The following is a 12,418-nucleotide window of genomic DNA, read 5'->3' as shown; positions in this document are numbered from 1 at the left end:
TCCCCCGCCTTCTCCTCCCCCGCCTCCCCGCCCGCCGGCCACGCACACCTCAGGCCGTGTCGCGTCCGCGCACCGCCGCCTCGACGGTCTGGGCCAGGAGCACGGCGATGGTCATGGGCCCCACACCGCCCGGCACCGGGGTGATCAGCCCGGCCCGTTCGGCGGCGGACGCGAAGTCCACGTCGCCGACGTTGCCCGGGTTGTACCCCGCGTCGATCACCACCGCCCCGGGCTTGATGTCCTCACCGGTGATGAAGCGCGGCCGTCCGACGGCCGCGACCAGGACGTCGGCCTGCCGCACGATCGCGGACAGGTCGGACGTACGGGAGTGGCAGTAGGTGACCGTGGCGTTCCGTTCCAGGAGCAGCATGCCCGCGGGCTTGCCGAGGATGGGGCTGCGTCCCACCACGACCGCGTGCTTGCCGGTGAGCTCCACGTCGTACTCCGCCAGCAGCCGCATGATCCCGCCCGGGGTGCACGACACGAAGCCGGGCAGGCCGAAGCTCATCGCCGCGAAGGAGTGCGTGGTCACCCCGTCGACGTCCTTGTGCGGAGCGATCGCCTCGAAGGCGGCGCGTTCGTCGATGTGCGGGCCGACGGGGTGCTGGAGCAGGATGCCGTGCACGCCGGGGTCTTCCGAGAGCTCGGTGATCTTCTCGACCAGGCCGCCGGTGCTGATCGAGGCGGGCAGCGCCACATGCCGCGACTCGATGCCCGCCTTCGCGCACCGGGCCTGCTTCATCCGGACGTACGTCACCGACGCAGGATCCTCGCCGACGAGGACGGTCGCCAGGCACGGGGCCGCGCCCGTACGCCGGTGGAAGTCCGCGGCGGTCGCGGCAGCGCTCTCGATGATGCGGCGGGCGGGGCCGGTGCCGTCCATCAGCCGGGCCGTCTGTGCGCCGGACGCCGTATGTGTGCTGGATGCCGCCTGTGTGCCGGACGCCGTATGTGTGCTGGACATGGGGTGCTCCTGAGCCTCAGGTGAGTTGCCCAGGCGCACGGCGTCGACAGGAGTCAGGCCGCTCCCCGGTGGTACTCCACCTCAGCGCCAGTCACGGCCCACCGTCACTCTAGGGGAGCGGCGCGCCTTTCCACCGCCCTCGGGGCACGTGAGCGGCGCCACGCGTACGGAAGGGGGGACGGGCGTGCGCGGGTGATGTTTGTCATGGCCTCTCCGCCGCCCTCGCGCGCCCCATAGCGCCGGATCCGTGCCGGGAAGCGGCTTATGACGGCGCATATGACAGGGTCTGGTCCCCGCGCGCCATTCCGTTCCCCCGCCGGAGACCGCTATCGTCCCCGACTGGCGTTCGTCGATCGGCGTACCGCCGTGCCCTCGGGGGGAGGGGAGGACCCGAACCGATGCCCGTACCCGTACCCGTACCCGTACCGCAGCAACGTGGCGTTCCCGCTGCCGAGACCCCCCATGGCGCCGACCTCACCGTCCTGGTGATCGAGGACGACCCGGCGGGCAGCATCACGGGACCCGAGCTCTCGGCAGCGGCCGGCACCCGGGTCCGTATCCGTACCGCCCGCAACCTCACCGAGGCCGGGCGGCTGCTCACCGACGACGTCGACTGCATCCTGCTGGACCTCGCGCTTCCCGTACCGACCACCACCGCCACAGCGACCACAGCGACCACCACCGCGCCCGCAGCCCCCGACCACCGGCCCGAGCCCGCCCCCGGCCGCGCCGACGAACTGGCGGTCCTCACCCACGTACTGCGGATCGCCCCGCTCCACGCGGTCCTCGTGCTCACCGCGCAGGACGACACGGAGCTGGCGGCCGAGGCGGTACGGGTCGGGGCGCAGGACTACCTCTTCCGCGGCGAGCTGGACGCCCGGGTGCTGAGCCGCGCGATCCGGTACGCCGTCGAGCGGAAGCGCGCCGACCTCGCCCAGCACCAGCTGACCGAGTCCGGGCTGCGCGCCCAGGAGAACGCCCGCCTGGAACGCGGCCTGCTGCCCACCCCGCTCCTGGAGGGCTCCGACCTGAGCTTCGCGGCCCGCTACCGGCCGGGCCGCAGCCGCGCCCTCCTCGGCGGCGACTTCTACGACACCGTGCGCACCCCGGACGGCACGGTCCACGCGATGATCGGCGACGTCTGCGGGCACGGCCCGGACGAGGCGGCGCTCGGCGTGGAGCTGCGGATCGCGTGGCGGGCGCTGACCCTGGCCGGGCTCTGCGGGGACCAGCTGCTCTCCACGCTCCAGCAGGTGCTGGAGCACGAGCGGCAGAGCGAGGAGATCTTCGCGACGCTCTGCACCGTCGACATCGCCCCCGACGGCCGCCGCGCCGGTCTCTGCCTGGCCGGCCACCCCGCACCGCTACTGGCCCGCCACGGCCGGCCGGCGCGGCTGCTCCCGTACGAGGACGGCGGCCCGGCGCTCGGGCTGCTGCCGCGCGCCCGGTGGCCGCGCCGCCAGGTGGAGCTGGGCGCGGAGTGGAGCCTGATGATGTACACGGACGGGCTGATCGAGGGCCGCGTCGGGGCGGGCAGCAGCCAGCGGCTCGGCCAGGACGGCATGGTCGCGATGGTCAACAGCCGGCTGGAGCAGGGGCTGGCGGGCGAGGAACTGCTGGAGGCGGCGGTCGCCGAGGTGCGCGAGCTGAACGGCGGCGAGCTGACGGACGACGTGGCGGTGCTGCTGCTGGGCCGCGCCCCGGAGCGGGTACGCCGACGGGGCCGGAGCGCCTCGCGCCCCGGCCCCGTATCGACCGCTCCTCCGGCTACCGCTCCCGCTGCCGCGAGCGCTCAGCGGCCGCCGTTGTACGGCCCGTAGGGCCCGTCACTGCTGGAACCGCCGCGGCGCCCACCGCCGCTGCCACCCGAGACCTCCTTGAGCGCGGGCCGGACGTCGACCATGAACACGATCGACGCGACCACACCCGCGAGCTGAAGGAAGAGGAACGGGATGAGCAGGTTCACGGCGACGGCGACGCCGAGAATGATCAGCCAGAAGGACTTCTTCTTCTTGTCGGCGGCCCGGTAGGCGTCCTCCCGGGCGGTCGCCGCGAAGACGAAGGCGACCACGGCCAGCACCAGCATGCCCAGGTAGAGCAGCTGGAGGAGTGAGCCGAATGCGGAGAGCAACATGGTGTGAACCGCCTAGTGAGTCGATGAGCGCCCTGCGGCCGAGAAGGCCAAGGTACCGGGACAACGAACCGGCCACCGGTAAAGGTGCCCGCCCCGCGCCCCGGTCACTCTTCGTCCGTACGGAGGGGAGCCGTCGGGGTCACTTCCCGGCGGGCGGGGTGTTCTTCCGGGCGGCGGGCTTGCGCGGGGCGGGAGCCTTCTTGGCGGGCGCGGCCTTGGCCTCGGCGGGGGCGGCGCTCTTCGCGGCGGGGGTGGCGGGCTTCGCAGCCGGGGTGGCGGGCTTCACGGCAGCCGGCTTGGGCGCGCTCCTGGTCGTCGCGGCGGCCTTCGGCTCGCTCTGGGCAGCGGGCGCCGGAGCCGGAGCGGGCTTCGGGTCGGCCTCCACGACGGCGGCGATCTCGACGATCTCGTCGGCCGTCTCGCCGCGCCAGGTCCGCACGGCCTGCTCGCCGTGGACGGCGACCTTCTCGTACGTCTCCCGGGCCCGCACCGCGTACTCGGCGGCGATGCCCACGCCGCGCAGCGCCAGGTCCTGAGCGCTCTCGCCCAGCTTCTTCAGGTCGGCGGCGTCGAGCGCCCCGAACACCTCGGTGACCTTCGCCTGCACGGTGGCCTGGGCCTCCTTGGCCTGCGTGGTCACCATCTCCTGCACGACCTTGGGGTCGGTGTTGCGTACAGCCTCGAACCGCTCGGGCGCCTCGGCCCGCAGCTGCTCGATCAGCGCCGGGACCTTGAGCGCCTGCTGCACGGCCAGGTCGGCCGTACCGGCGGCGAAGTAGAGGGGGGTGCGGTCGGTGAGGGTCTTGCGCAGGTCATCGGTGATGGCCATGACTGTGGTCCTCCCGGATCATCAGAAGCAGCTGGTCACTGTGGCTAGCTGTGAGGGTTGTCGTCTTTAGCGGCATCGTCCTTGAGCGCGTCGTCCGCCTCGGGCGTCGCATCCGCCCCAGGCGTGTCGTCCGCCTCAGGCGTCTGCTCCGCTTTGTCGGTCTCCGGCACGAACCCGTTCTCGCGGCGGAAGGAGTCGTAGATCTGCAGCAGGACGTTCTTCTGCCGCTCGTTGATCGACGGATCGGCGAGAATCACCGCCCGCGTCTCCAGCTCCTCCCGCTCCCGCTCGTCGAGGATTCCCGCCCGTACGTAGAGGGTCTCGGCCGAGATCCGCAGCGCCTTGGCGACCTGCTGCAGCACTTCCGCACTGGGCTTGCGCAGGCCACGCTCGATCTGGCTGAGATACGGGTTCGACACCCCGGCGGCATCGGCGAGCTGCCGCAACGAGAGCTGCGCGGCGTTGCGCTGCTCCCGGAGGTACTCACCCAGATTGCCGACGTTGAGTGATGCCATGACTCGATACTGCAACACTCATGCTAACTATTGCAAGCAGGCGCTTGCAAAAGTGTCGCGCGCCACGTGTGGCTGAGCACGACACACGACAGGTGTCTGTCCGTTCCCCGGGCTTGTGAGAGTTCCCGCTCGATCTGCTCGGCGAAGTGATCGAGTCCCGCATCAATCTGCGCGGCGAGGTCTCTCGTGGGCTGAGCTACGGACGTCGCGCGACGAAGACGAACTCCTTGCCCGGCCTGTCGGGCGCATCGCGTACGTCCTCCACCACGTACCCCTGCGCGATCAGCTCCGTCTCGACCTCCTGCCGCTCGCGGAAGCGCAGGGTGGAGTCCGACGTCATTACCTTCCCATCGGCAGCGAACACATAGGTCCAGCGGAACGTCACCAGCGGCTCGCTCACCTCGATCACTTGGACCCAGCTTTCGACTGAGCCGACATCCGGGATCTCCGTCACGCGATATGAGGCTTCGCGGTTCCACTCCTCCCAGGCGCGTCTGGCCGGGTCCCGGGTCTCGAACACCAGACGGCCGCCGGGTCGTAGTGCTTCGTACGCACCACGCAGGGTCTCGCGCCATGCCTGCGGATCGAGGATCTGCTGGGCGGCATTCGCGGTCATGGTTGCCAGGTCGACCCGCATCGGCGGAAGTGTCGTGGCATCGCCACAGATCCAGCGCACTCGCTCGCCGCCCCGCTTGGCTCGGGCCACGTCGATGGACGCTTGAGCGGGATCGACACCCACGACTTCGATCTCGCGTTCAGCCAGCAGAAGCGCGAACACGCCTGTTCCACAGCCGATGTCCAGCACATGACGCGCACCGAACTCCTCCGTCATCTGGACGTACGCGTCGAGATCGCCGCGATCTGGGTCGAGTGGGTCGTAGATCGCGGCGAGCTGTGGATGACCAAAACATTCGTCTGTCATGCGGCCGAACGTAAGGGCCGCTGACGTCGGGCGCCTACTCAATTTCGTTACGTGCCAGCGGTGTTGCCTCCTGCCGCGAGAGATCTTCGGCCGATCACTCGGATGGGGGATTTGGTCCCCTTCCTTCTTCTGGTTCCCGCCGCTTCTGCACAGTGGGTCGCAGGGGCCCAAGGAACAGCACAGCAGGCGTTGCCAGCCGTGGACCAGTTTGAGGTCAGATGGCGGGATGCCGAGGGTGAGCACCGGCGACCGTTGACGGATGTGCTCTCCTCTTCAGGAAGTCCTCGCTGCAGTCAGGCGTCGGGGCCTTGGTCGTGGCGAGCGCCGCGGATGGGGGCGTTGAGGCGCTCAGGTCGCCCTTCGGTGACGACATGGCATTGGTTGGGATGAAGATCCTCGTTCTCTTGGAAGGGGGATCCGGCGTCCGCCCAGGTCCGGGCACTGCGTCCCGTACCTTTTCGGGCTGTGTGCTCTCTGCTGGACGACCCCGACTCCGCAGTCCGAGAAGCTGCCATCGCTGCGGCTGTCTCGCTTCTGGACGCCCCGGAGCTGGTCCGGCATCGGGCAACTCTTGTTCCGCTGGTGCGCGAAGTGCTGGGCGCCAGTGCCGAGCGGTCGTATCGCCGCGTCGCAGCCCGAGGACTGTGGGCCTGGTGAGAAGACACGGGATCCCTGCCAGCCGTGGCGAGCGAGGGTTCGCGGGCTGATGGCTGCCCGGCCTGCCCGCCTTCGCGTACAGTGCGCAGGCACCGTCCGGAGGCACGTGCGTACACGGGGAGAACGAGGTCGGCATTCCGATGCGGAGAGCGATCGCGCAAGCCGGTGTGCCGGACAGCGCACGCTTGACCGCCTACAGTGCCGTCTCCACCTTCCTCGCCCTGCACAGTGACCGCCGGCTGAGCGAGCTCGTCGACTCCGCCCTGCCCCTTGGCTCCGGTATCGGCGGCACGTCCGCGCTGCTGAAGGTCGACGGGAAGCCGGTCTTCGTGAAGCGGGTGCCGCTCACCGGGAGGGAGCGGCTGCCGGAGCACGCGCGGTCCACGGCCAACCTGTTCGGGATTCCTGCCTACTGCCAGTACGGCGTCGGTGGCGGGCCCGGTTTCGGGGCGTGGCGGGAGCTCGCCGTGCACACCATGACGACGAACTGGGTGCTCGGAGGGGAGTACCAGGGGTTCCCGCTGATGTACCACTGGCGCGTGCTGCCGGACACGGCCGCGCTTCCCGAGGAACTCGCCGACGTGGAGCGGGTCGTGGCCTATTGGGGAGGCAGCCCGGAGGTGCGCCGTCGGATCGAGGCCCTTCAGCGGTCCACTGCGAGCCTCGCGCTGTTCCTGGAGTACATCCCTCAGACGCTCGACGAGTGGCTCACCGAGCAGATAGAGGCTGGTGAGGAGGGAGCCGACCGGGCCTGTTCTCTGGTGGAGCGGGAGTTGGAGGCCGGCACGTCCTTCATGAACGCTCGCGGGCTTCTGCACTTCGACGCCCATTTTCAGAACGTCCTCGTCGACGGCCGACGCCTCTACTTCGCCGACTACGGCCTCGCCGTCTCGTCCCGGTTCGATCTGTCACCGTCCGAGACCAGTTTCTTCGAGCTGCACCGGACCTACGACCGCTGCTACACCCGCAGTTGGCTGGTGAACAGGCTGATCACGAAGGTCTACGGATACGAGCGGGAAGAGCGCGAGGCGCTCATCCGCGCCTGTGCGGAAGGGGAGGAGCCGCCGGACGGGCCGCAGGAGGCCAGGGCGACCCTCTCCCGCCATGCGCCGCTCGCCGCGGTGATGACGGACTTCTACGTCAAGGTCCAGGACGAGGACAGGGAGACCCCTTACCCGGCGGAGGCGCTCCGCCGGGCCCTGCGTGCGGACAGGTCACGGCGCAGCTGAGCAGACGCCTTGTTCTGAAGATCGTTCTGTTGGACGCTGAGGCATGCAGAATCTGCCGACCTTCGTTCTTGTTCATGGAGCCTTCGCGAACTCGTTCTCGTTCGCGCCGCTGCAGGCCGAACTCGCCCTGCTCGGGCACCGCTCGGCCGCGGTCGACCTTCCGGGGCACGGGTTCGAGGCGACCTTCCCCGCGGCCTACCAGGCACCCCAGGACCTGGCCGCCCTCGCCGCGGAACCCGGGAGCATCAAGGGAGTCACGCTCGCCGACAACGCCGCCCGCGTGATCGAGGTCCTCGAACGGGCCAAGCGGAACGGGCCCACCGTCCTCGTCTCGCACAGCAGGGGCGGCGCCACGGCCACCGCTGTCGCGAATGCCCGGCCCGAGCTGATCGACCGGATCGTCTACGTCTCCGCCTGGTGCCCCGTCGATCTGACCGTGGGCGACTACTACGCCGAGCCGGAGATGGCCGACGTCGACCCGGCGGCCTTCGTCGCCACGCTCGTCGGGAACCCGGCCGAACTCGGACTGCTCCGGACCAACTTCCGTACCGCCGATCCGACAGCGCTCGCCGCGTTCCAGCAGGCGTTCGCCGCCGATCTCACCGATGACGAGTTCCGGACCTTCCTCAACACCTTCCAGCCCGATGAGAACCTCGACGCCGGTACGTCCGCCGACCGGGCGCAGGCCGCGACCTGGGGCCGGATTCCCCGGACCTATGTGCGCCTGGCCGCCGATGCCAGCCTGCCGCTCGCGGTGCAGGACCGCATGATCCGCGAGGCGGACGCGCTCACCCCCGACAACCCCTTCGACGTCCGGACCCTGGAGGGAAGCCACCTGCGCTGGCTCGTCCACCCGAAGCCCGCCGCCGAGGTGCTCGCCAGCCTCGCGGGGAGCTGATCGCGGGCAGACCGTCGGCAGTACCGCAGGGGGAGGGTTCGGACTGTTGGTCAGTGCCTGTCCCGCCAAGCCGTGAGAGCGGCGAAGTCCGCGTCCGTCAGGCCGTGGCGGGGATCGACCCGGTGGAGAAGCGCTCGCCCCCTGTGGTGCCTCTCCACCCAGGCCCGGTCGGTCTCGGTGATCTCGTCGTCCACCCAGGCGAAGGCGCGGCCGGCCGCCCGGTCGACGAGGGTGCGGGTCTTCCAGTGGAGGCCGTCCCGCTCGGGCTCGGCGGGCGGCTCGTCCGGCCAGGACACCACGGGCAGGGGCGGCAGCCCCAGCCAGGGGGCGATGCACGCGTTGGCGTCGGCCATCCAGGTCGTCGCCCACACCAACTCGTAGCCCAGCGAGGCCAGTCGCGGCCCGTGTGCCGGATTGATCCTGGTCAGCAGGGGGTTCGCCTCTGCCGACCGGGGCCCGGAGGGTGAGCGGTATCTCGGGTATCCCTCCGGGTACTGCTGCGGCGTCCCTCCGAACGGGATGAGGGGGCCGTCGACGTCGAGAAAGAGCAGCGGACGCTGCCCGGTGCTGGTCACGGCCGCACGATAGCGGCCGAGGAACGGGCAGCCCTTCCCGTAGCCACCTTTTTGTGGGTACTGGGCAACGGGCGACGGCCGGACGATCCTGGTGGGGAGCGGTCGGAGGGGCGCCCGACCCGAGGAGCGAAGGGCGGGGAGGGAAGGTGTGGTGCCTCAGGAGGCCGACTGGAGTTCGGTGAGTCTCGCCAGGCGGCGCCGGCCCCAGTCGGAGAAGGTGTCGAGGAGTTCGGCGAGTTCTTGCCCGTCCTCGGTCAGCGAGTACGTCGTCTTCAGCGGCCGGACGTCGTGCACCTCCCGGCGCACCAGCCCGTCGGCCTCCATCTCGCGGAGCGCCTGAGTCAGTACCTTCTCGCTGAGTCCGGGCAGTTCGCGGCGTAGCTCGCCCGGGCGGCGGGGGCCGGATTCCAGGAGCCAGATCAGGCCCGACTTCCACTTTCCGTCGACCACGGCGATCGCGGCGGTCACTCCGCACACGTCCGGGTCCTGGGCACGGCCGCGCGTCATCTTCGCTCCGTTCGTCAAGAGAACATCCATTATTTCAGGGAGTTGAGCCATGTCTCCGCAGAGTGAGCCACGTGAACAGTCCGCCGTCACCGTGATCGGTCTGGGGCCGATGGGGCGGGCCCTCGCGGGTGCGTTCCTCGATGCCGGGCTGCGGACCACGGTCTGGAACCGGACTCCGGGGCGGGACCGGGAGCTGGTCGAGCGGGGTGCGGTCAGCGCCCCTTCGGCCGAGGAAGCCGTCGCCGCGAGCGCGTTGACCGTGGTCTGCGTCGTGAACTACGACGCGGTGGACGCGGTCCTGCGGCGCGACGCGGTCGCCGGTGCGCTCAAGGGGCGCACCGTGGTCAACCTGACGGCCGACACCCCGGGCCGGGCCCGGGACACGGCGGCGTGGGCGGCCGAGCACGGCGTCCGGTACCTGGACGGGGCGATCATGACGCCCACCGTGACCATCGGGACCCCGGGCGCGGTCCTCATCTACAGCGGGCCCGAGGATCTCTACCGCGAACACCGGCCCGCCCTCGCTGCGTTGGGCGGCACCCACACCCACCTCGGAGACAAGATCTGCCGGGCGGCGGCCTACGACATCGCGCTCCTCGACATCTTCTGGACCGCGATGGCCGGCTTCAACCACGCCCTCGCCGTGGCACGGGCGGAAGGCATCACCGCCCGGGAGCTGGCCCCCTTCGCCGCCGGGATCGGCGCCATCCTCCCGGCCATCTTCACCGAGGTCGCGGAGGAGGTCGACCAGGAGACGTTCTCCGCCGAGGGCACCCCGCTCACCTCGACGGCGTCGACCATGGCCCACGTCATCCACACCTCCGAGGCCCACGGCATCGACGCGGGCGTCATGCGCGCCGCCGAGGGCCTCGCCCGGCAGGCCATCGGGCTCGGGCACGGGGAGGAGGGCTTCCACCGGGTCGCCGAGCTGCTGGGGCGGCGGAGTTGAGCAAGCCCTCCCAGAGATAGATAAGTTGGTGCCCGGGTTTGGTAAGGCCCGTGCGGTGTAGCCGGGTTGATGCCGGTGCGAGGCCGTGGATCCGTTCATACGAATGACAAGCAGCCTTCACACCCGTACGGAATGCGGGTCCCGCCGAAGCCCGTTGGTATCCGTATGGCTATTGGAGTAGCACTCAACGCGCGCGAGGCCGACAACGAGATCGACTCCACCGTGGAGCTGGCCCGCGAGGCGGCGGCCGCCGGGCTGCGGTCGGCGTGGTTCGGGCAGCGCTTCGGCGTGGACTCGCCCGCGCTCGCGGGGATCGTCGGGCGGGAGGTGCCCGGCCTCCAGGTGGGGACGTCCGCCATCCCCATCTTCGGCCGCCACCCCCTGCTCGTGTCCAGCCAGGCCCAGACCGCGCAGGCCGCCACCCACGGCCGCTACCACCTCGGGCTCGCCCTCGGCGCCCGGCACCTGGTCGAGGGCGGCTTCGGGATCCCCTTCGAGCGGCCTATCGCCCGGCTGCGCGAATTCCTCACCGCGCTCAGGCAGTTGACCGAGACCGGCGCCGCCGACTTCCACGGCGAACTGCTCACCGCCACCACCCCGATCCCCGCGCGCGTCCCGGGCGCCGAGGCCGGGGTGCCGCTGCTCGTCGCCGCGATGGGGCCCCAGGCGCTCCGGGTCAGCGGCGAGCTGGCCGACGGGATCCTGCCCTACCTGGCCGGGCCCCGCGCCCTGGCCGAACACATCGTCCCGGCCGTCAACGCGGCGGCCGAGGCGGCCGGGCGGCCCGCGCCCCGGATCGTCGCGCTGGTGAACGGCGTGGTGACCGACGATGTCGACGCCGTACGGGAACGGGTCGCCGAGCAGCTCGCGTTCTACGAGAAGATCCCGTCCTATATCCGCGCCATCGAGCTCTCCGGCGGCAGGCAGGCCGTCGACGTGGCGGTGATCGGCGACGAGAAGGCCGTGGCCGCCGAGGTGCGGCGCTACCGGGATGCCGGGGCGACCGAGGTGGTCTTCGCGGGGACGGAGATCGCCGGGGACGCCGACCGGCGCCGTACCTGGGCGCTCCTCGGGGAGCTGGCCGGCTGACCCGTCACGGGTGACGGGGCGGCGTCGCCGCTGCCGCGTACCGGGCCGCCAACTGCGCGAAGGCCAACCTGAGTTCGGGAGGGCCGATCACCTCGATGTCCGCGTCGAACCTGCCGATCGCGGCGACCAGGCCGGGCCACGACCACGAACCCAGCACGAGGCGGCAGCGGTCCGGGCCGATCTCCTCGACGATCCCCTCGCGGGTGTGGCGCAGGACCTCGGCGGCGGGGAGGGAGAGGATCACCTCCCCTCGGCAGGGCCATCCGCCGACGCCGTCCCCGGTGGCGGTGGCGCCCCGGAACCGGGCGGTGATGAACTCCGCCACGCTCCCGCCGGGCAGCTCACGCGGGGTGAAGCGGGGGCCGGTCGGGGCGCGTGGGGCGATCCGGTCGGCCCGGAAGGTCCGCCAGTCACCGCGTTCGAGGTCCCAGGCGACGAGATACCAGCGCCGGCCCCAGGTGACGAGGTGGTGCGGCTCCACCCGGCGGGGCGGCGGCAGCACATCACGGCCGCCCTTCCCCTCGGCCGCCGCCTCCGGCCGTACGGGCCCGGGTGCGGACACCGGGCTGTAGTCGAAGCGCAGCACCTCGCGCGCGTGCACCGCGGCCCCGATCGCCATCAGCACCCCGCTGTCCACCTGAGGCCCCGGCCGGCTCTCCGGGCGGTCCACAGCGGTCACCCGGAGCGTGTCGACGCGGTGGCGCAGCCGGGCGGGCAGGACCTGGCGGACCGTGTTCAGCGCACGGGCAGCCGCCTCCTCGATGCCCGCACCGGAGGCAGTCGCGATCTGCAGGGCGACCGCCAGGGCCACGGCCTGCTCGTCGTCGAAGAGCAGCGGCGGCAGCTCCGTACCCGCGTCGAGGCGGTAGCCGCCGTCCGGGCCCTTCATCGCCGCGACCGGGTAGCCGAGCTCCCGCAGCCGGTCCACATCGCGGCGTACGGTACGCGGGCTGACGTCCAGCCGTTCGGCCAGCAGCGCCCCGGGCCAGTCCCGGCGCGCCTGGAGCAGGGAGAGCAGCGACAGCAGCCGCGCTGAAGTTTTCGGCATGACATCCATGGTGCACGCAGTAGCGGACACAACCTGACCGCTTCTCTTGGGATGGTGGATCCATGCCCGAGAACGCGGGAACGCGTACAAAGCGGGAACCCG

At 71.1% G+C, this 12,418-nt stretch carries 13 protein-coding genes and 1 riboswitch; of the genes, 5 read left to right on the top strand and 8 right to left on the bottom strand.

What is annotated here, in order from left to right:
- Positions 1 to 49 precede the first annotated feature (49 nt).
- A complete protein-coding gene (locus IF17_RS0116850) occupies positions 50 to 883 on the bottom strand; it encodes a bifunctional 5,10-methylenetetrahydrofolate dehydrogenase/5,10-methenyltetrahydrofolate cyclohydrolase (protein WP_030566733.1) in 834 nt (277 codons plus the stop codon).
- A 101-nt stretch (positions 884 to 984) separates the two neighbouring features.
- Positions 985 to 1,069: riboswitch (ZMP/ZTP riboswitch) on the bottom strand.
- Between the two features lie 293 nt (positions 1,070 to 1,362).
- Here IF17_RS0116850 and IF17_RS0116845 point away from each other — a divergent pair.
- Positions 1,363 to 2,784 (top strand): PP2C family protein-serine/threonine phosphatase, encoded by a 1,422-nt coding sequence (locus IF17_RS0116845; RefSeq protein ID WP_030566731.1) that lies wholly within the window; start codon positions 1,363 to 1,365, stop codon positions 2,782 to 2,784.
- Here IF17_RS0116845 and IF17_RS0116840 read toward each other — a convergent pair.
- The 4 genes from IF17_RS0116840 to IF17_RS0116825 form a co-directional block, all read right to left on the bottom strand.
- Positions 2,757 to 3,098 (bottom strand): DUF2516 family protein, encoded by a 342-nt coding sequence (locus tag IF17_RS0116840; protein ID WP_030566729.1) that lies wholly within the window; start codon positions 3,096 to 3,098, stop codon positions 2,757 to 2,759. The genes IF17_RS0116845 and IF17_RS0116840 overlap by 28 nt on opposite strands.
- Positions 3,099 to 3,237: 139 nt before the next feature.
- The gene (locus IF17_RS0116835) at positions 3,238 to 3,927 is read right to left on the bottom strand and encodes a hypothetical protein (RefSeq protein WP_030566727.1); all 690 of its coding nucleotides are present in this window, start codon (positions 3,925 to 3,927) and stop codon (positions 3,238 to 3,240) included.
- 44 nt (positions 3,928 to 3,971) lie between these two features.
- Complete coding sequence (locus IF17_RS0116830) at positions 3,972 to 4,442, bottom strand: helix-turn-helix domain-containing protein (protein WP_030566724.1); 471 nt, start codon at positions 4,440 to 4,442, stop codon at positions 3,972 to 3,974.
- 196 nt (positions 4,443 to 4,638) lie between these two features.
- Positions 4,639 to 5,364 (bottom strand): class I SAM-dependent methyltransferase, encoded by a 726-nt coding sequence (locus tag IF17_RS0116825; protein ID WP_030566722.1) that lies wholly within the window; start codon positions 5,362 to 5,364, stop codon positions 4,639 to 4,641.
- Between the two features lie 797 nt (positions 5,365 to 6,161).
- On the opposite strand from IF17_RS0116825, the gene IF17_RS0116820 reads away from it, so the two are divergent.
- Both IF17_RS0116820 and IF17_RS0116815 read left to right on the top strand, forming a co-directional pair.
- The gene (locus tag IF17_RS0116820; protein WP_030566720.1) at positions 6,162 to 7,250 is read left to right on the top strand and encodes a BUD32 family EKC/KEOPS complex subunit; all 1,089 of its coding nucleotides are present in this window, start codon (positions 6,162 to 6,164) and stop codon (positions 7,248 to 7,250) included.
- 43 nt (positions 7,251 to 7,293) lie between these two features.
- Entirely contained in the window at positions 7,294 to 8,148 is an 855-nt protein-coding gene (locus IF17_RS0116815) for an alpha/beta fold hydrolase (protein ID WP_030566718.1), read from the top strand.
- 50 nt (positions 8,149 to 8,198) lie between these two features.
- On the opposite strand, the gene IF17_RS0116810 is transcribed toward IF17_RS0116815, so the two are convergent.
- On the bottom strand, positions 8,199 to 8,723 hold the full coding sequence (locus IF17_RS0116810; RefSeq protein ID WP_030566715.1) for an HAD domain-containing protein: 525 nt from the start codon (positions 8,721 to 8,723) through the stop codon (positions 8,199 to 8,201).
- Between the two features lie 156 nt (positions 8,724 to 8,879).
- A complete protein-coding gene (locus IF17_RS0116805) occupies positions 8,880 to 9,230 on the bottom strand; it encodes a winged helix-turn-helix transcriptional regulator (protein WP_030566713.1) in 351 nt (116 codons plus the stop codon).
- A 49-nt stretch (positions 9,231 to 9,279) separates the two neighbouring features.
- Here IF17_RS0116805 and IF17_RS0116800 point away from each other — a divergent pair, with 49 nt between their 5' ends.
- Together IF17_RS0116800 and IF17_RS0116795 are read left to right on the top strand one after the other, a co-directional pair.
- The gene (locus tag IF17_RS0116800) at positions 9,280 to 10,179 is read left to right on the top strand and encodes an NAD(P)-dependent oxidoreductase (protein WP_030566711.1); all 900 of its coding nucleotides are present in this window, start codon (positions 9,280 to 9,282) and stop codon (positions 10,177 to 10,179) included.
- Between the two features lie 165 nt (positions 10,180 to 10,344).
- The gene (locus IF17_RS0116795) at positions 10,345 to 11,268 is read left to right on the top strand and encodes an LLM class F420-dependent oxidoreductase (RefSeq protein WP_030566709.1); all 924 of its coding nucleotides are present in this window, start codon (positions 10,345 to 10,347) and stop codon (positions 11,266 to 11,268) included.
- 4 nt (positions 11,269 to 11,272) lie between these two features.
- On the opposite strand, the gene IF17_RS0116790 is transcribed toward IF17_RS0116795, so the two are convergent.
- Positions 11,273 to 12,316 carry a helix-turn-helix transcriptional regulator gene (locus IF17_RS0116790; protein ID WP_030566707.1) on the bottom strand — a complete coding sequence of 348 codons (1,044 nt, stop codon included), beginning with the start codon at positions 12,314 to 12,316 and terminating at the stop codon, positions 11,273 to 11,275.
- Positions 12,317 to 12,418: the final 102 nt, after the last annotated feature.

The sequence above is a fragment of the Streptomyces cyaneofuscatus genome, assembly GCF_000718135.1.
In the GTDB taxonomy this organism is placed as follows: domain Bacteria; phylum Actinomycetota; class Actinomycetes; order Streptomycetales; family Streptomycetaceae; genus Streptomyces; species Streptomyces cyaneofuscatus.
The sequence above is the reverse complement of the archived record's forward strand: the minus strand, read 5'-3'. Positions and strand labels throughout refer to the sequence as shown.